The 18,237-nt window shown below is 44.8% G+C and carries 16 protein-coding genes; 9 read left to right on the forward strand and 7 right to left on the reverse strand.

What is annotated here, in order from left to right; translation table 11 throughout:
* Positions 1–68 precede the first annotated feature (68 nt).
* Both AC4MRV_RS10785 and AC4MRV_RS10790 read left to right on the forward strand, forming a co-directional pair.
* Complete coding sequence (locus AC4MRV_RS10785; protein WP_491187351.1) at positions 69–968, forward strand: LysR family transcriptional regulator; 900 nt, start codon at positions 69–71, stop codon at positions 966–968.
* Positions 969–1,092: 124 nt separating this feature from the next.
* Positions 1,093–1,884: a hypothetical protein gene (locus tag AC4MRV_RS10790; protein ID WP_491187352.1), complete on the forward strand. Its 792-nt coding sequence runs from the start codon at positions 1,093–1,095 to the stop codon at positions 1,882–1,884.
* A gap of 75 nt (positions 1,885–1,959) precedes the next feature.
* Here AC4MRV_RS10790 and AC4MRV_RS10795 read toward each other — a convergent pair whose 3' ends face one another.
* Entirely contained in the window at positions 1,960–2,850 is an 891-nt protein-coding gene (locus tag AC4MRV_RS10795; protein WP_491187353.1) for a LysR family transcriptional regulator, read from the reverse strand.
* Positions 2,851–3,010: 160 nt separating this feature from the next.
* On the opposite strand from AC4MRV_RS10795, the gene AC4MRV_RS10800 reads away from it, so the two are divergent.
* Positions 3,011–4,963: an amidohydrolase gene (locus AC4MRV_RS10800; RefSeq protein ID WP_491187354.1), complete on the forward strand. Its 1,953-nt coding sequence runs from the start codon at positions 3,011–3,013 to the stop codon at positions 4,961–4,963.
* Positions 4,964–5,001: 38 nt separating this feature from the next.
* Here AC4MRV_RS10800 and AC4MRV_RS10805 read toward each other — a convergent pair whose 3' ends face one another.
* A complete protein-coding gene (locus AC4MRV_RS10805; protein WP_491187355.1) occupies positions 5,002–5,955 on the reverse strand; it encodes an AEC family transporter in 954 nt (317 codons plus the stop codon).
* Between the two features lie 266 nt (positions 5,956–6,221).
* On the opposite strand from AC4MRV_RS10805, the gene AC4MRV_RS10810 reads away from it, so the two are divergent.
* Positions 6,222–6,776 carry a hypothetical protein gene (locus tag AC4MRV_RS10810; protein WP_331400782.1) on the forward strand — a complete coding sequence of 185 codons (555 nt, stop codon included), beginning with the start codon at positions 6,222–6,224 and terminating at the stop codon, positions 6,774–6,776.
* 87 nt (positions 6,777–6,863) lie between these two features.
* Here AC4MRV_RS10810 and AC4MRV_RS10815 read toward each other — a convergent pair whose 3' ends face one another.
* Both AC4MRV_RS10815 and AC4MRV_RS10820 read right to left on the reverse strand, forming a co-directional pair.
* Entirely contained in the window at positions 6,864–7,823 is a 960-nt protein-coding gene (locus AC4MRV_RS10815) for a chromosome partitioning protein ParA (protein WP_491187356.1), read from the reverse strand.
* The gene (locus AC4MRV_RS10820) at positions 7,820–9,148 is read right to left on the reverse strand and encodes a sphingomyelin phosphodiesterase (RefSeq protein ID WP_491187357.1); all 1,329 of its coding nucleotides are present in this window, start codon (positions 9,146–9,148) and stop codon (positions 7,820–7,822) included. The genes AC4MRV_RS10815 and AC4MRV_RS10820 overlap by 4 nt, the downstream gene beginning before the upstream one ends.
* A 183-nt stretch (positions 9,149–9,331) precedes the next feature.
* Between AC4MRV_RS10820 and AC4MRV_RS10825 the strand changes: the two genes are divergently transcribed.
* From AC4MRV_RS10825 to AC4MRV_RS10840, 4 genes are all read left to right on the forward strand, one after another.
* Positions 9,332–9,670 (forward strand): GFA family protein, encoded by a 339-nt coding sequence (locus tag AC4MRV_RS10825; protein WP_491187358.1) that lies wholly within the window; start codon positions 9,332–9,334, stop codon positions 9,668–9,670.
* 236 nt (positions 9,671–9,906) lie between these two features.
* A complete protein-coding gene (locus tag AC4MRV_RS10830) occupies positions 9,907–12,336 on the forward strand; it encodes a M9 family metallopeptidase (protein WP_491187359.1) in 2,430 nt (809 codons plus the stop codon).
* A gap of 408 nt (positions 12,337–12,744) precedes the next feature.
* On the forward strand, positions 12,745–13,731 hold the full coding sequence (locus AC4MRV_RS10835) for a cytochrome-c peroxidase (RefSeq protein WP_491187360.1): 987 nt from the start codon (positions 12,745–12,747) through the stop codon (positions 13,729–13,731).
* A 188-nt stretch (positions 13,732–13,919) separates the two neighbouring features.
* Complete coding sequence (locus tag AC4MRV_RS10840) at positions 13,920–15,200, forward strand: DEAD/DEAH box helicase (RefSeq protein WP_491187361.1); 1,281 nt, start codon at positions 13,920–13,922, stop codon at positions 15,198–15,200.
* 53 nt (positions 15,201–15,253) lie between these two features.
* On the opposite strand, the gene AC4MRV_RS10845 is transcribed toward AC4MRV_RS10840, so the two are convergent.
* Positions 15,254–15,751 carry a copper resistance protein NlpE gene (locus tag AC4MRV_RS10845; protein ID WP_491187362.1) on the reverse strand — a complete coding sequence of 166 codons (498 nt, stop codon included), beginning with the start codon at positions 15,749–15,751 and terminating at the stop codon, positions 15,254–15,256.
* Positions 15,752–16,078: 327 nt separating this feature from the next.
* On the opposite strand from AC4MRV_RS10845, the gene AC4MRV_RS10850 reads away from it, so the two are divergent.
* Positions 16,079–16,582, forward strand: a complete 504-nt coding sequence (locus AC4MRV_RS10850; RefSeq protein WP_491187363.1) for a GNAT family N-acetyltransferase — start codon at positions 16,079–16,081, stop codon at positions 16,580–16,582.
* Positions 16,583–16,625: 43 nt separating this feature from the next.
* On the opposite strand, the gene AC4MRV_RS10855 is transcribed toward AC4MRV_RS10850, so the two are convergent.
* Entirely contained in the window at positions 16,626–17,474 is an 849-nt protein-coding gene (locus AC4MRV_RS10855) for a tetratricopeptide repeat protein (RefSeq protein ID WP_491187364.1), read from the reverse strand.
* A 142-nt stretch (positions 17,475–17,616) separates the two neighbouring features.
* The coding region (locus AC4MRV_RS10860; protein ID WP_491187365.1) for a helix-turn-helix transcriptional regulator at positions 17,617–18,237 on the reverse strand (621 nt) is incomplete at its 5' end.

Here is an 18,237-nt window from a genome sequence, read left to right on the forward strand (position 1 = left end):
ACTTTCAAAACAAAGAAATCGATTATGTTAGGGTATCCCTAACAAATGACGAAAAAGAAAATTGAATAATGCACACATTGGAACAAATTAGCGCTTTTGTGGCGGTTTATGAGCAAGGCTCTTACAGCAATGCGGCAAAACTGCTAGGTAAGTCACGTACCACGGTTCGTGAGCATGTGGTCGCCTATGAAGATTTACTCGGTTATTCGCTGTTTGTTATCAACGGCAGAAAAGCCGTTCCTACCGATAAAGCTAACCAGCTTTACCACCGAGCAAAATTGGTTGAAAAGCAGAATCGGTCGCTCTTTGCTCAGAGCCAGACACTGTATGAAACCGATGTGCATACAATTAATATTTGTTACGACGTAATTACGCCACTCAGCCTCATCGCTTATGTTGAGGATCAAGTGCTTAAGTATCGAGACGATCTTACCGTTAACTGGCTGCATCGAACCCGTGAGCAAGCGTTGGAACTTCTTATGCAAGGTACGTGTGATATGGCGATCTTGCCTAATCAAGGCAGGGCGATTGCTGAAAAAGAAGTCACTTGGCAAGCATTAGGCAATGTTGAAGTTGGTTTTTATGTTGGTTCGAACTCCCCACTATTGCAACGTAAAGCGCTCAAACTTGAAGAGCTCATGCTAGATACTCAATACATCACCGAAAATTTTGCCACGTTCAATTCAGACTTTTTAAGCGTGAAGATCTCACCGAAAGTCCATACCGTGAGCAATAGTGATCTATTGTGTGAGTTGGTGAAACTCAATGGCTGGACGGCTATGCCTAAGTCTTATATGACCCCTTGGGTAGAAAAAGGTGAGCTTGTCGAAATCAAATTGAAAGAGGTCGAACAGTCGCTTCGATTTGGTCTAAACGCCTTTTTTTGTTTTGGTAAATCAGACATTGAAGTATTTGCTTGCATCCTCGATTGGATGACAGAGTGGTATCTACTACAGACGGAGAAATAATGTTAGGTTTTTCCCATCAAAATGAACTTTTTAGTGTGTAGATTTCTCTATAAATTGGCGTTCAACTGATTCATCCGCTGCGGGAAAGGAAGCTTGCTAGTAGGATTCTTACTAAGGAACGTTTATGAAAAAAACACTATTAGTAACCACTTTACTGTCATTGCCTTCGACACCTGTTTTCTCTGATGATTCTGAGGTAATTGATCCATCCGATCTCACTCGTGTATATACTCAAGCTGCTCTGTTTGTCACTTCTGACGCGGACGTACGTGTATCATCCATGTTTACAGGGGCGTGGAGTGAAGATGTTCAGTTCGCAGGCTTTGTAGAGGGTAACTTCGGCAACGACAAAGCCAAGCAACAAGGCAAAGATAAATTTGGTATAGATTACCAAAAGAGTCGCGCGCAGTACTTCCAAGTGCATGCTATGGATAACCCGTTTATGCCAAGAATTGGCCTATCGACTGATTTGATCCATCAAAATGGTAGCGCAGGGGTACTGAAAGACCTAGGTTACAAAGATACTACGTTGCTTTCACTCGGAGCGATTGGTCTAATCAACCCACAATACACCGCAGGGGCTATGGTGTTTCCAAATGTCGCTTATACGACTGGTAAGGTATTCGGAGAATCAGCGGATGGCTATATGTTGAACTTGTTCGTTACTCAGCCGATTGGTGACAGTGGCGCATTTGTTCAAGCGTGGCCAGAGTATTTTAAAGTCGAAGGCGATACAGTAGAGATGGAATCTAGTTCCATTAATGTTATGTTCAACGCTCCCATCAAATCAGACCGTACTCAATGGTTGATGACAAAACTAGAGTATGGCAGCACAGATATCGTTACTCCGGATGGCTTTGAGATCGACGGAGACATCGAACTCCAAGCTGAAATAGGGGTGAAGTGGTTCTTCTAGAAGAATAGGCTCAACGAAGGATAAGTTCGCTCAGGGATGAGTTTTTTCTTTTAACTCTCGCGGCTTAGAGTAGCATTAAGCTAGGTATTTGCTCGCGTAGCTCTTCAATGTTTTTGTTATCCCATCTAGTTCTTTAGAGCTTTTTAAGGTGAGGGGATAGTAAAAAGATAAACCAATCTTCAGCGTATTCGTCATCTCTTTTATCGGTAATGCCGTTAGTTTACCAGCTTGGACAAACGGTTCGACTAAGCTATTGCTGAGTATTGCCCAACCATCATCTTGCAGTAGCTTTATAAGTACATCGTTATTACTAATTAAACGACGGTTTGCGGATACATGGAATACTTCGGGCATGGTGTAATAATGGTTTTCACTGATGTACTGCTTTGCTAATTCTAGATCTCCGATGGTGACTTGCGTCAGCTCCGTTAACGGGTGCGTTGGGCGACAGTATACCGATAGCTCGTCTGTGCCTAAGTTTATGTAATCGTATGCTTTCTCTGCACTATTGATGAGTTTATTTTGCATAATGGCGAGCGCATTCTTTTCAGTGCAAACTCGGTCAATGATTTCATATCTATTGCGATGCAACCAGTTAACTTGGATATGAGGGAACGCTTCAGAAATGTATCGTTCTAAATGGAGAATGAGTTGGTTTGGCACCAAAATGTCATGGTAGATATCGAAGTGGGTGTACTCTGTTTTGTAGCTATCCATCATTCGAGTGTGGAGTTGTTCACTATTACGAACTAGCAATTTCGCTTGTCGATAAACGGCTTTGCCTTCCTCAGTTACAACAGCTTTTTTACCTTGAATATCAAATAGCTCCACAGCATAGCTATCTTCTAATGCTTTAATTTGTTCGCGGATGGTTGTGCGATCTTTGTTGAGCTTTTTGGCCGCTTGGCTATAGCTTCCTTCTTCTACCGTGGCGCAGAAGGAAGCGAGGTGTTCGTATGAAAACATAACAACTCCAAATGATGGATTTTACCCATCAATATGTATTATTTAGAACGAATATAGCTTGTTAGAGTAGCGTCATCGAGGATAAGGAGATCACCTTTAGAGCCAACTCACGCTCTAAATAGAGATAGGACAGTAAATCCAATATTGATAGGTGAACAAGATGAAACAAGTACTTCGATATAGTGCGTTGGCGGTAAGCGTTTCTATAGTAGTTGGGTGTAGCCAATCTGATTTTAACAAAGCAAACTTAGCGCAGGTTGATTTACAGTCCGATGCCCCAGTGACTGTTTTTGTTGCAAATGATCTTTTGACGATGGTTGATAGCACTCCGGAAAACGCGAACGCTGTTGCGGTACAAAATGGTGTCATTTTGGAAGTAGGGGATAAAACAGCCCTCAACAAGAAGTATCATCACCTTGATGGTTATACGCTTGATAAAACTTTCTCTGATAAGGTTATCACTCCTGGTTTCATAGAGCCTCATATTCACCTTTGGATGAGTGCAATATTCCTAAGTACAGATTTTGTGACTCCTGCAGATTGGAGCTTCCCTTGGGGCGATGTTAAAGGTGTACAAGGCAACGAAGCCTATTTTGCGCGTTTAAATGAATTGAACAAAACGTTACCTGAAGGTGAGCCTTTGTTTACTTGGGGCTATCATAACTACTTTCATGGGAGCGAAATGAGTCGTGAATTGCTCAACCAAGTGTCGAACGAGCGCCCAATAATTGTATGGCATCGCAGTGCCCATGAGTTTTTCATGAATGATGCGGCGATTGCAATGCTTGGATGGCAAGAGTCCGACTGGCAGGGCGATGGAGCTGGCTACGATCAGCTCGACTGGGGACGCGGCCATGCTTATGAGAATGGTATGAAAGTGTTGCTGCCCAATGTTCTAAAGTTTGTGATGGAAAGTGGTCGCTTTGCAACGGGGCTTGAGCGCACGAAAGACTATGTCCATGCTGGCGGTATTACGACAGCGGTAGATCCTGGTGTCGTGATCACTCCGGAACTCTATGACCAGATGCTGTCTGTTTTATTGGATGGTCAATTGCCTATGGACTACTGGTTGATCCCTGCTGGCAACATTACCTACATGATGGGAGAGTTTGATGCAGAAAGAGGAAAGGCTATTGCTGAAGCGCAAACTCAGCAGATGCAGGGGCAAGAGCAAATTCAATGGCTGCCAAAGTTCGTCAAGCTGTTTGCAGATGGTGCGATGTATAGTCAGTTGATGCAGCTAAAAGATGGTTACACCGATGGTCATGAAGGTGAGTGGCTGCAAACACCCGAGCAACTGGAAGACAGTATGCGCCCATACTGGAATGATGACTATACAATCGCGATTCATGCAAATGGTGACTTAGGCTTTGCCGCAGCGTTGGATATTTTAGAAAGCTTGAATGAAGAGTCACCGCGAAACGATCACCGAACCAGTTTCCATCATTTGGGCATTACTGACAAAGAAGATATTCCTAGAGCTGTTGAGTCCGGAGCGAACTTCAGTGTAAACCCATACTACACTCATGTGTTGGCTGAATTGTATAGCCAAGATGGTGTGGGAGAGGAACGAGCCGCTGTTATGTCAAGAGGACGTTCGTTCATAGATGCTGGTGGGCTGCTCTCTCTGCATTCTGATGCGCCAATGGCTCCCGCTCAGCCGCTTAGTTTAGTTTGGGCTGCTGTAAATAGGATTGGGTTATCAGGAGAAACAGTAATGGGCGCGGAAGAACGTATTACGGTTGATGAAGCAATGAAAGCAATCACAATTAACGCAGCTTATACCGCTAGGTTGGAGGATAAAGTAGGAACGATAGAAGCTGGAAAGTACGCAGACTTCACGGTGCTAGATGCCAACCCTTACGTTGTTTCACCAGAAACAATCAACCAGATTGGAGTGGAAGCAACGATATATCGTGGTCTGGTCGCTCCTGTGACATCGGGTCGAACAGGGATGCTATTGAACGAAAATAATCGATACGTTCTTAATAAGCTAAATAGCCATAGTCACAGTCACAGTCACCATCACCACGGTCATAGTCACCACCATGACCATGATGTCTGCGAGACGAGCTTGCACATCCAACAGGTGTTATCAGCCCAGTATCAGTAACAATGAATCAAAAGAGCGAGGTTTGGCCTCGCTCTTTTTTAAATTAGACGCCACAGCGTCAGCAATAGAAGCCCAAAGGTACAAGTGAATGTGGAAAGAATCGTGGTTAGCGCAATAATATTGGCCGCGAGCACAGCGTTTCCGTTCATCGCCCTTGCCATAATGTAACTGGCAGACGCCACTGGCGCAGCGTTCATAAAGAAGATGATTCCAAGCTCCATCCCCTCAAACCCTAACCAATAGGCACATCCAGTGATGAGTATTGGTGCGGCCACCAACTTAAATCCGCTTGCCGTCCAAGAGGGCGCTTGTTCTTTCTTGAGAGAGTTTAAATTAAGTGAACCACCAATACACAGAAGGGCAAGAGGTAATGTCATTTTGGCAAGGTAGTTGCCTGCATCAATCGCAATGGTTGGCACAGGAATGCTAAGAATGTAAAACGCGATGCCGAGCAAAATAGAGATGATGAGAGGATTTTTGGTCAATGTAGCCGCCATCATTTTACCTACCTTTGCTCCGGACTCTTGATGCTTAGGAGTGAGGCAAATCACCGCCAACACGTTGTAAACCAATGTGGTTGCGGCGACAAATATCGCGCCTAATGCAATGCCTTGCTCACCATAGGCATTGGCAACATAAGCGATGCCGATAATGCCAGTGTTCGCGCGAAACCCGCCCTGTATGATCACGCCTTGGTCTGGAGAGGTTGGAAAGAGCGCCTTTACGCAAACTGATGTAAACACGAAAAACGCCACACTGGACAGTACTCCGTACAAGATGAAGTGACTCGCGGCTGAGATATCATGTTCTGAAACTACGATGCTTAGAAACAGCATGGTAGGGAGTGTCACTTGAAACACCAGTTTTGAGGCGATCTCAATGAAGTTGTCGTTTATCAAACCAATACGTTTGAATACGATACCCAGCACCAACATCAAACAAATTGGCCCTGTGATTGATACAGAAAATTGCAACTGGCTGAGTAAATCCATTCGACTCATCACACAAAAAATCATCCCCTCTCAATACCTTATCAGAGTGTGACTGAGAAATGTGCAATATTTTCTCGTTTTTTGTTTGAAGGAAAGGTGATGCTATTTAGTGCAGGTACGAAAACTATTCTACGCTGGATGTTTTGTGTGCCTATGAAAGCGAATTATTCGGATAGTGATATAGAAATAAGAACAAATTAATTGATAATAATTATCATTACTATATCTTTAATGTCTCGCGATAAACTTCAATCTTGGAGACTAAAATGGGACATTCCGACATCACACAACTTCTGATTCCAAAAAGCGATTGGGTATCTCCAGATCTCTATTTGTATGAAGGTGAAGACCGACTGAAACTAAGCTTGGAAGGAGCCATTCAGTTTAGTGGTTTAAATAGTATTGGTGGGGTCGTGCTCGGCTTTCGGATGATGCAATATGCGGTGCAACTGTCTGCTGGAGACTTCCCGTTGCAGCGTGACGGCATTAGCATCTATACGGCGTTTCCTGGCCGCGGTGTCCAAGATGCTTTTGAATACACCTGTCGAGCGCTGCGAGATCGTCGCTACTGCTGCGATACGACATTGAATCACCCTGCCGCCCAATCTGGTCAACGTGGACAGTTCTTGTTTACCATTCGAGCCAACGAGCAATCGATGGTGATGACACCAGCGAATGGTTTGCCTCGTCAAACCTATTTTGAAGCCGATCGCCAATCACAAGATAGCCGCGAAGCCGCGGCAAGATGGCGAGATGAGAAGATAAACTTCGCAAACACATTGTTGAGCTTACCGCCGGAAGAGTGCTTGCGTGTATTGTAATCATGAACTCAAATTAGTGGCTGTCGCTCACATTCTGGTGAGCGACATGCCTTGCTACTACGTGTTTTCTATCCATTGATTTCGGCTTTAGCTTGCAAAGAAATCACGACGAAAGCTCGCGATCTGCTGTTGGTAATAGCTCTGCCATTGTGGCTCTGACATGTGGGCATGGCTACTTGAACGCTGCGCTTCTAGGGTAGATTTCAGCTGTTCTAACTCGTGCTGATAGTCACGAACTTGATGTTGCTGATCGACGATTTGCTGCTTGCGAGCCTGAATGTCGTCACTCTGTTGTTGCGTCAAGTATGTTTGCGCAAGTGCCTGAACTAACGCCTCGCGTTCACTTTGGCTAATATGGTTCGGAATTAACGTGACGGCTCGTTCGTATTTTGCTTGCTCACTGGCTAATCCCAGAGCTTCCTCACTGCCTTGCCAATTTTTCACTAAATCGTCAAAGGCTTGTACGTAGTCTTGCGCGGGCGCTGCGCCTAACTGTTCTGCCTGTAAACTGAAGTCGTACAACGCAAACTCATCAGCAAAAATGACATCCGCCAACTCTCCCCAAATCTTTCTTGCTTCCGATTTGAGAAGAGCAATGCGAGAGGCGAGCGGTTGCTGATCATCGAACAACAAATTGCCGACACTTTGCTGCCATTCATCATTGAGCCGATGGTAGTTCACGAGCAAAACAAACCGCTCTTTCGATAAACGGCTTTCCAGTTCGGTAAGTTGAGATTCGCAGTTGTTGCGGGTTGTGCAACGATGCCAAAAGGATTCGATTTCACCTTTCAATGCTCGCCCCTTTGCGCCACTTAACACTTCAGCAAGCCCATTGATTGGGGATGTTGAGTGTTTTCCTTTTGACTCTGGTTGTTCGTCTGCGCTTTGAACTGAACTTGAAAAAACGTCGTTGGGCGATGGATTTTCTGCCTTATTTGAGGAGGTTGTTATCGGTAACGGCGCTTCTTGATTCTCATCCCCGGCAACAGAAACCCAAACTATGCACGCCAAAATGGCGGGCACAGAGATTAGTAGAATACGCTTCATGGCTTGATCACGGCGCTAACAGGGAAATGATCCGATAGATTGTAGTGTTTCCACAAACTCTCAGCGGTAGAGCGCGGAACGTCGACACGGTTATCGTTAAATGACTTCACGCCGTATTCATTACTCACCATCACGTAGTCGAGGTACTCTACATTCTCGCCACCAGATAAAGCGTCACCGGCAAAGTTGTTGATGCGAGGATCGAAGGTCGACGCTGTATAACCAGAGTACCGGGGCTCGATTGCACTCAAGTTAGCAATCATCTGTTGATAGTCACCTGGGAACTTCAATTTGTTGACGTTGAAGTCACCACTGTAAACCACAGTTTCACCGCTTGGGATGTTCAGAGACTTCGCCATAGCTCGCATCTGCTTGAACTGACGCTGACGATACTCACGTGCGGTGTCGGTATCAAAAGAGGCGGTATGCGTTGCGAACACGTGGTAAGCCTGACCGCCTTTAATGATCTCCGCATAATTCACGCCTTTATCGGCAAAGCAATCCGTACCCGAGCAATCTGGGAATACGTATTGAGCCTGATTAACGATAGGGTAGCGGCTCACAATGACGACGCCGCCGTCATGGATGTTAAAGCCATCTTTGTCGAGTATCTTTGTTTGATAAGGGTACTCTTTTGCGAGCTCGCGCAAGAAGGCATCACGACCACTGGCAAAGACCTCTTGCAGCGCTAAAACATCGTAACCTTTGACGTAGTCAGGAATCAGCTCGTAACGATCGCCAATATGAGAAGCAATCGCCGGAAGTGCCCAGATGTTGTAAGTCATCAGCTTGAGGTTTTGCTCATCGGTATCGACGACCTCATCGACCTTGCTAGGCGTGATGGTGTAGTACAAATCATCATAGCGAGCTGTGCTGGCAGACTTAAACGCCAGTTCTGACGTGCGCTCACCAAATGCATTGGTACTAGAGCGGTGAATATTGCGATCGTCTTTTAGCGCGAGATCCACATCCGCCGCAGAGACTCCATATTCAATGCTTGAGTTGTACCAATGACCTTTCATGACTTGCTTCAAGGTGACGCTTTCACCTAGTGGGTTAGAAACCACAGTGTCGAAGCGATAGTGCTGGCCAGACTTTACGCCCTCCCAGCGGTTAAAGCTCAATATTGATTTGGTTTCCCAAGGACCGAGCACTTGCACATGCTGTTGCCATTCTTCACCGTATTTCAGTAAATCACTGCCTTCGTGTTTCACTTGAATAGTTAGCGGCTGAGCTGAGTTATTCGTCAGGTATACATCCGTATCTGCTAAGCTAGGTAGCGCAACCAAAGCGCCTAGCAAAAGAGTCCACTGCGTCAATTTCATCTTGTTTTTCCATAGTTTGTGTTAGAGCAATCATTCTTATTAATTAATATGACTGGCACGTTAAATATGGATGACAAGTGACGATTCACCAGAAAGAGTTCGTGAGTTGTGATCTTTATTCGGATTAAATTGAGGGATTTGTGGTTAGTTATTGTATCGACATAGTTAGAGATAAGAGTGGATATGGAAATCACCTGCCATTGCGGTAACATCGTTGTTAAAGCGGATCTTCCGAAAGAGATAGCATCATGTAATTGCTCTATCTGCCGCCGATACGCAGCGTATTGGGCGTACTACTCACCAGAGCAAGTAACGGTTCGCTATTTGAAAGAGCCTTCTGTGTTTTATATTTGGGGAGACAAAGAAGTAGAGTTTCATCGCTGTAATCTGTGCGGGTGTTTAACACACTATGTTACGACAGAGACGTGCGATACTGATGTTGTAGCGATCAATATGCGAATGGCAGAAGAGGAAGCCTTGAAAGATATCCCGCTAAGACTCATTGATGGTAAAAATTACTAACTAAAGCCAGGCTCAAGTCTGGCTTTTCTCTTTCTAGTCCGCTGACTTTATCTTTGATATTTCAATCAGTTGTACAACATTTCTCAGAGCTATAGTTGGCAAGCTGCTTTATAAATTGGAGCTAAATATCTATTTTATGAACTAGCCTCATAAATTTTATGCAACTCAATTCATTTTGGATGCTGTAGTGAATATAACAACGCGCTCAAATATATAACTAATCAATGAGTGTTGTTATGTCTCATACCCGTCTATTCCCACGTCATCGCTTGGCGCTCGCTTGCATGCTTGCTGGTGTTTCCAGTTTCTCATTCGCTCAAAAGCAGTGCGATGTCACCGATCTTCAACAAGCCCCTGATCTTGCGTCTGCTGTGTCTGAAGCCTCTCATCATTGTTACAGTGATTGGTTTTCTGCACCTGCTGATTCACTCGACGATATCTACAGTGAAGCGAGCTTAAGCCGTATTCAAATCGCGTTAAATCAAGCCATCGCAAGCTATCGCGGTGAAGCAGAGCAAGCGCGCAAACTCGAAAACCTGGGTGAGTTTGTACGTGCGGCTTATTACGTTCGTTCTAACGCGCAACAGCCGGACTTCTCTCAGGCTTTAGGCCAACGTTTTGCTCAGTCGATTAATGCGTTTTTGGCCAACCCACACGCGCTAGACCAAGGGCGCGAACAAGTGGGGGCGATGAAAAGTCTGACGTTGATGGTCGACAATGTGAAGCAACTGCCTCTCACAATGGACGCGCAACTTGCGGCGCTACGTCACTTCAATCGTGAGACGGCGCAAGACACACAGTGGGTCGATGGGCTGAATAATCTTTTTCGTGCGATGGCTGGCCATACGGCGCGAAATGATTTCTACCAATACATGGCGAACCATACGCAGCACATTGATACGTTAGCAGCGTTTGCTCGTGATAATGCTTGGGCATTGGATACAGATGCGAGCTTCTTGGTTTACAACGCCGTTCGCGAAACCGGACGTTTACTAGCCAGCCCAAACCAAGCCACCAAAGAGAAAGCGCTGCGCGCTATGCAGCAAGTGATGGAGCAAAACCCGCTTGGTAGTGAACACGACAAGTTGTGGCTGGCCGCCGTCGAGATGATGAGCTTTTACGCGCCAGAGGGGTTGAATGGTTTGGATATCGAGCAGGCGAAACGTGATTTGGCGGCTCGCGTACTGCCTAATCGTCATGAGTGTCAAGGACCTGCGATCATTCGCTCTCAAGATCTCACGCAAGATCAAGCGATTCGTGCCTGTGACGTGTTGGCTGAAAAAGAGGCTGACTTCCATCAAGTGGCGAATACGGGCTATCAACCTGTGGCAGATGACAGCAATGAGCGAGTTGAAGTCGCCGTGTTTGCCAACAATAGCAGCTATGTGGATTACTCCTCTTTCTTGTTTGGTAACACGACAGATAACGGCGGTCAGTATTTGGAAGGTAATCCGGCACAAGCAGGCAACGTGGCGCGCTTTGTCGCTTACCGCTATGACAACGGTGAGGCGCTCTCTATTCTCAATCTAGAGCACGAATATGTTCATTACCTCGATGCTCGCTTTAATCAGTATGGATCGTTCAGTGACAATTTGGCGCATGGCTACGTTGTTTGGTGGCTAGAAGGTTTTGCTGAATACATGCATTACAAACAAGGTTACGAGGCAGCGATTGGCATAATTGCTAGTGGAAAGATGAGCCTATCGGATGTATTCGCGACTACTTACTCTCACGATACCAATCGGGTCTATCGCTGGGGCTATCTCGCAGTGCGCTTTATGTTGGAAGAGCATCCGCGAGAGGTGGATAGCTTACTGGCACTTTCTCGAACTGGTCAGTTTGCTGAGTGGGCTGAGCAGGCACAGTTATTGGGTGAGCAGTACAATGGTGAGTTTTCCCGTTGGCTAGATTCTGTCTCTAGTGAACCTCAGCAGCCTGAACCGAACCCAGATCCAAATCCGGTTGAGCCGACAGAGCCTTCTGATCAAGTAAAGCAACTCGCAGCAAATCAGAGTGTGGTGCTCAGTGGTGCAGCATATAGCGAGCAGCTGTACTACGTTGATGTGCCAGAGAACACGACTCACTTTGATGTGGCAATTCATGGTGATAGCCAAGGCGATGCAGATTTGTACATCAGCTTTGAAAAAGAAGCCCATTACTACGATTTTGAATACAGCCAATATGGCGATGGCAGCAACGAAATTGTGACATTTGAGCAAGAGCAATCGGGTTACATCAAACCGGGTCGTTACTACATCAGCATTGCGGGCCGTTCGGACTTTAATGATGTGGCGTTAAAAGCATCATTGGAAACAGAAATTCCAGCGCCACCATCACAAGAGCAAGATGACTTAACTCCAGTGGTTCTGAAATCTGGCCAAGCGCGAACTTTAACGGTGCACCAACAACGCTACGCTGCGGTTTATGTACCGCAAAGTGTTCAACAAGTAAGAGTATGGCTAACGGACAAGTCAGGGCGCGGCAACGTTGATTTGTACGCCAGCCAAACCTATTGGCCAACCGAGGGGCAGTACGAGTACGCATCCAACTATTGGGGCAGTAATGAATACCTAGAGCTTTCGGTAAAGGAAGCTGGGTATGTGCACTTTTCACTGGTTGCCGATGGACAAGGCGACGATGTGGAGATGGTCGTGTATTTCCATTAATGGAACCAAGCAAAGCCGAGCATTTGTTCGGCTTTGCTGCGTCATTGTATTGGTTGAATTTAGAAGGGAAGGTTAACTAACAAGTTTATATTCTCACTAAACTTATGATTTATTTTACGTTATTTGTTTGGTTTACAATAGAAGGTCGTTAATTGATATAGGTCAATCTTATCATTGATTATTTTGTTAATAGATTTGTTTCATGAATGTTAATCAAATCCTGTGTGCTTTATTGGCCGTAGTGTTTAAAAAATAATCAGTTTTAACATCGTTTTTTGCCATAAGAACCATCGATTTTTTGCATTTCATAGCTGAAATCAATTCTATTACCGTGGTTTCCAGAGCGCATCAATAAGAAATTGCGCCACTCTAGTGAGATATACCATCACTTGAAAAGGAAGCCATACTATGAAAACACTGATAGCTGCCAGTCTCTTAACTGCGTTGTCGTTTTCTGCCTTTGCCGAGCGGCAATCGAGCGAGCCAATCCAAGTCATAGAGCCTGTTGTTGGCTTGGACCAGAGCAAAGTCGACTTGGGTAAAACACTTTGGTTTGAGCCACGTTTATCAGCCTCGAACACCATCTCTTGTAACTCTTGCCATAACCTAGCGAAAGGCGGGGTAGACAACCTCCCAAGTTCGATCGGTCACAAATGGGCGATAGGTCCTATTAACTCTCCAACTGTCTTGAACTCCGATCTTAACTTCGTTCAATTTTGGAACGGTAGGGCTAAAGATTTGCGCGAGCAGGCGGCGGGTCCAATTGAAAATCCATTGGAAATGGCGTTCAGCCATGATTTAGCGGTTGATACGTTACAGTCTATTCCCCAATATCAGGCTTGGTTTAAAGCGGCGTATGGTGTCGACACGATCACAATCACTGAGGTCACCGACGCGATTGCCACGTTCGAGCAAACCCTTCGCACGCCGAACTCGCCCTTTGATCAATGGCTCAAAGGGGAGGACAGCGCGCTGACGACCGCTCAAATTGAAGGCTATCAGCTCTTTAAAGAGAAAGGGTGTACCGCGTGTCACAGTGGCCCGCTTGCTGGTGGTCAGATGTACCAGAAAATGGGACTCGTGAAACCGTTCGCGACCGATAACCCAGATATTGGGCGCAAAGCCATTACTGGAAACGAGTTTGATAAGTTTGTCTTTAAGGTTCCGACCTTACGAAACGTTGAACTTACATATCCCTACTTCCATGATGGTTCTGTCTGGCAGTTGGAAGAAGCCGTTTCGATGATGGCGGATTTACAGCTGGGCAAAAAGTTGACTAAAGATGAATCCGGTAAGATTACTGAGTTCCTCAAATCGTTAACGGGTGAGCAGCCGAGTATTACGTTGCCACACTTACCGCCTTCCGCTGACGAGACAGCAAGACCTAACATCTAACGCTCTAGAGCCCTTAATTGGGCTCTTTTCGTTTACATTGCTGGCAAATTTCGACAAGTTCGCTGCGATTTTCACCGTTATGTTGACTAAATTTAAAATAACTCCCCAATGATTCGAATATTGCTCTATAATCTGCGACCGTTATTTTGGTTATGCTTTGAATTAGCCGTTAGCTTTAGGAACAACATATGTCATTTGCATCACAAAACTTTTCTCCAGAAATCGTGAAAGCACTTACAGAGTGTGGCTATGAGAAACTGACTCCAGTCCAACAAAAGGCGATCCCTTTTGCTCGTAAAGGGCATGACATTCTAGCTAATGCGCAAACCGGCACAGGTAAAACTGCAGCGTTTGCTCTTCCTATTGTCCAGAACATTCTGGAAAACGAAAAGCCGCGCCAACGTCACCAAACTCGTGCGGTCATTCTGGCTCCAACTCGTGAGCTTGCGGCGCAAATCGCATCAAACATCCAAGATTACACCAAGTACACAGATGTGAAGACCGTGGCCATTTACGGCGGCGCGAAAATGTCATCTCAACAGAAAGCGTTGGAAGCTGGCGTAGATGTGTTAGTCGCGACTCCTGGTCGTCTGATTGAGCACATGGATATGAACAATGTGTCTCTAGCAAACCTAGAGTTCTTAGTTTTTGATGAAGCTGATCGCATGTTGGATATGGGCTTTATCTCTGCGATTGAGAGTATTATGGCGGGCGTTAATACTAAGCCACAAACGATGCTTTTCTCCGCCACATTCTCAGCTCAAATGAACACCTTGGCGGGCAAAATTCTTCGCCAACCAAAACGTGTTTCCGTAGCGCGTGAAAACGTGACTGCCGATACGATTGCGCACGTGGTTTACCCTGTAGAACAAGAGCGGAAACGTGAACTGCTTTCTGAACTGATTGGTCGTAAAAACTGGCAGCAAGTACTGGTGTTTGTAAACTACAAAGAGACAGCGAATGAGCTTGTGAAAGAGCTGAAGCTAGACGGTATTAAAGCGGTACTTTGTCACGGTGATAAAGCGCAGAGTGCACGTCGTCGTGCATTAGATGAATTTAAATCGGGCAAAGCACGCGTAATGATTGCAACGGACGTTGCCGCTCGTGGTCTCGACATTCAAAATCTGCCACACGTGGTGAACTTTGATATGCCATTCTTAGCGGAAGATTATGTGCACCGTATTGGCCGTACTGGACGTGCGGGTCAGCGAGGTAATGCGGTATCTTTTGTAAACCGCGAAGAAGAGCTTACGCTGCAACAGGTTGAGACCTTAATCGGCCAGCGTATCTATCGTAAAGAGTTAGAAGGGTACGAGCCGAAAAACCGAGACGCGCTACTAGAACGTATGCACACTAAGCCAGCGTTCAAGAACCGTAGAACGCGTCAAAACAACCCAAGTGATTCAAACCAAGGGGCAGCAGAGCGACGCTCTCGTTTACGCCGAATGATTCGCAGTAAAAATTCTTAAAAACAAAAGGAGCCTAGATGGCTCCTTTTGTTTTCTCTATGTATAGAGATGTATTACTGCTTTTGAAGTTGATAGTGCTCAGCGAGATCACCTTCTACTCGCTTTCCATTCATATCTAATTTGAACAGCACGTTTTCACCAACAAAGTATTGGTTGGCACCACTTTCATTTTCTAGGGTAATAATTGTTCCTTTATCATTCCAGCTAAGCTGGCCGTGTGATTGGAAGACCCCATCTTCTTTACCTAGATAAGTTTGATTCACGCTGTAGCTACCATCATGGTTAAGTGTGACTTGAGTTTCGATGCCTTCACAATCCGCGCAAGGAAGGGTGCCAAAGTAAGTGCCGTTCCAATCAAGAGCGTTGTTCGCTGTGTGTTCATCTATTGTCGCTAACTCTGTTTCGGTCGCGTCATTTTCAGGTGCGGTAATTTCCGTTTCAACTACAACTTGTTCTGCTGATGCAGTGGGTTCAACAACTTGTTCATCTTGGCAGCCTGCGAGTACAGTTACAGCACCAGTAAGGCTTAAAAGTAATAGCGCTTTTTTCATCTTACTTTCCTATGGGTTGGGGGAGGTGGCTTAATGGTAAGTTATGACAGTTGTCGCTCGTCAGAGCTGCGTGAGATCATCAACAGGTTTTAGTGAGGTTATTGGTTAAGCTTTGACATAGGGAGTGATTGATAGATGAATGTCTAGGTTTTGCAATTTGCTTTTTCGAATGAATTCAACTGGGTTGCATCTCGTGCTCATCTTATTTCTGAAAAATAGCAGCGTAATCTTCACCTGTAAGAGGAGAAGAGTGAAGGCGACTGGCAACTTATGTAGAAATGCTGTAAATGATAGAGATGATTTTTGAAGGTGATTAGAGGAGCGTATATGGCAACGTTAATGACAGAACGGCTTGAGATTATCAGTATTAACTCTGATTTTGACTCGCTTAAAAAAGACACGCTGGTTACACAACTGCCTGATATATTAACGGAAAATGTAGTAGAGAACCTACCTCCTTACTTTCATGATTTGACGACTAAAAGCGCTGCTAAAGAGTGGTTAAATAAAATGCTATCGGAGAGTCAGCTCTATTTGGTTAGGAGTATACAAACTGGTGAGGCGCTCGGTTTTCTTTTTACTTATGAAGGCTGCGATGGTGATGTGCATATAGGTTTTCTATTAGGAGAGCCCCATTGGCAGAAGGGATTTGCAAAAGAGCTGCTTAAAGCTTTTATTGAGTTCGCGTTGACTCAAACCAGCTGGAAGCGTTTGGTTGGTGGAGTGGACTCTCAAAACCAAGCGTCAGCAGGTTTACTGACAAAGCTTGGTTTTAAAAAGCTAGCTGCGCAAGACAGTAACGTTGTCTTTTTCGAATACATTTTGAGTTAGTTAGGCTAGGAAACTAACGTTAACTTTGTTCACGTCTCGCTATTTACTCATCATTAGCTGATATCAGTGATTCAAAATGCGGGTTCCCATGAAGCCCTTCCAAATCTGGTTCAGTATTGATCAAGTCTCTAATTGATGGTGTCGCTTCAATTGCGCGCTCAAGATCTTCAATAGCTTGCTCTTCAATACCTAAGCGTGAAAATGCACATGCGCGTTGATAGAGAGCCGGCCCATTTGTTGTATCGAGCTCTAAGACGCGGTTACACAAGCTTAATGCCCAGTTGTACTCTTTTATCTCCATGGCGGCATCGGCTTTGTATGTGAGTGCTTCTAGATCACCTGGTCGAATGGATAGGATTTCGTCGTAAACCTCGATACGCTGCTCTGCAGTTGGCATGTTTTGAGCGCGAAGCCATAGATTGTGTATTTCGTTAATTCGTTCAATTTCTTTGTTATTCTCGCTGATAATACGCGTCTTTCTTTTCAAATCTCTTTCAAGAGCGCTGAATTTTTTCTCATACTCTTCAGCGATGGCTTCTAAGCGTTTGTCAGCCATTTCTTTGGTGTTGTTCTTAAACTCACGTAAAGACTGCCAACCTACAAATGCTATCAAGGATGCAACTCCCGCGATAATATAGAAAAAGTAGGTAACGGTTACGTTGGCATAGTTAAGTGATTTGTCAGCAACGGCAAGTTCACGATCTGTCATTTGTATTGTTAGTTTCTTTTCAAGATCCTGCTGGTCTTGGCGCAAAGATTTTAGCTCATCAAGGATATACCGCTCCATGAGCGGACGGTCCAATAGTTCACTGTCTGAGTGTTTGACAGGCTCGGCAAAGCTAAGTTGGGAAAATGTAAGAAAAGATGCAATAAGAATGAGGAGAATTCGCATACTGACTTTACGCTTATAGTTGTAGTAGATAGGTAAACAGTAGCAAAATCAAACATGATTGAATATCAGTGACAAGAAGTTTTTCGCGGGCTTACTAATGAGTTTTGGCTGAAGTTACCCTTCCTTCAGCCATGAATATTTTCTACTTGCTGTGTTCAAATAGTTGATGAGACATCTTACTAATTGCTTCTTTTCGACTCTTTACGTTGAGTTTTTTGTATAGTTTGTAGACATGTGTTTTTACGGTGCTTTCAGCGACAAAAAGTGCCTCTGCAATCTCTAAATTTGATTGGCCTTGAACCAATCGCTCTAAAGTTTGTTGTTCTCGTTTAGTCAGATTAGTGCTCAATTCCTTGTAGTTTAATACGTAAGGTCTAGACTCTTTGAGCATTCGCACCATTAGTTTACGTGGTAGCCACATGTCATGCGTACTTACCGCATCTAAACATCTAAACAGGTGCTCAATAGGAGCATCTTGATAAAGAATACCTTTAAGGCTTCTATATTTGCACAGTTCAATATCTGCATTTCCATCGGGTACGTCATACACGACTAAATTGCTATTCTTATGAGAGAAAAAATCTAGGATATCCTCAGTCGCATTGTTCAGTACATTGAATGAAACCAGACAAATGTTCTGTTTGTTCGATGACGGAGTTCTATGTTCGCAAAAGTGTTGTGGTGCTTTTCTCGTAAACTCAAATTTTCCTTTCTTCTCGATTTCGCGTCGAATGAATTGGTTTTGAATGCAGTTATAACCAAT

Source organism: Vibrio sp. (assembly GCF_984391705.1).

Bases quoted from the DNA above. Each gene is read 5' to 3' on its own strand.
- AC4MRV_RS10785 (WP_491187351.1), top strand. From the start codon at position 69: ATGCACACATTGGAACAAATTAGCGCTTTTGTGGCGGTTTATGAGCAA.
- AC4MRV_RS10790 (WP_491187352.1), top strand. From the start codon at position 1,093: ATGAAAAAAACACTATTAGTAACCACTTTACTGTCATTGCCTTCGACA.
- AC4MRV_RS10795 (WP_491187353.1), bottom strand. From the start codon at position 2,850: ATGTTTTCATACGAACACCTCGCTTCCTTCTGCGCCACGGTAGAAGAA.
- AC4MRV_RS10800 (WP_491187354.1), top strand. From the start codon at position 3,011: ATGAAACAAGTACTTCGATATAGTGCGTTGGCGGTAAGCGTTTCTATA.
- AC4MRV_RS10805 (WP_491187355.1), bottom strand. From the start codon at position 5,955: ATGGATTTACTCAGCCAGTTGCAATTTTCTGTATCAATCACAGGGCCA.
- AC4MRV_RS10810 (WP_331400782.1), top strand. From the start codon at position 6,222: ATGGGACATTCCGACATCACACAACTTCTGATTCCAAAAAGCGATTGG.
- AC4MRV_RS10815 (WP_491187356.1), bottom strand. From the start codon at position 7,823: ATGAAGCGTATTCTACTAATCTCTGTGCCCGCCATTTTGGCGTGCATA.
- AC4MRV_RS10820 (WP_491187357.1), bottom strand. From the start codon at position 9,148: ATGAAATTGACGCAGTGGACTCTTTTGCTAGGCGCTTTGGTTGCGCTA.
- AC4MRV_RS10825 (WP_491187358.1), top strand. From the start codon at position 9,332: ATGGAAATCACCTGCCATTGCGGTAACATCGTTGTTAAAGCGGATCTT.
- AC4MRV_RS10830 (WP_491187359.1), top strand. From the start codon at position 9,907: ATGTCTCATACCCGTCTATTCCCACGTCATCGCTTGGCGCTCGCTTGC.
- AC4MRV_RS10835 (WP_491187360.1), top strand. From the start codon at position 12,745: ATGAAAACACTGATAGCTGCCAGTCTCTTAACTGCGTTGTCGTTTTCT.
- AC4MRV_RS10840 (WP_491187361.1), top strand. From the start codon at position 13,920: ATGTCATTTGCATCACAAAACTTTTCTCCAGAAATCGTGAAAGCACTT.
- AC4MRV_RS10845 (WP_491187362.1), bottom strand. From the start codon at position 15,751: ATGAAAAAAGCGCTATTACTTTTAAGCCTTACTGGTGCTGTAACTGTA.
- AC4MRV_RS10850 (WP_491187363.1), top strand. From the start codon at position 16,079: ATGGCAACGTTAATGACAGAACGGCTTGAGATTATCAGTATTAACTCT.
- AC4MRV_RS10855 (WP_491187364.1), bottom strand. From the start codon at position 17,474: ATGCGAATTCTCCTCATTCTTATTGCATCTTTTCTTACATTTTCCCAA.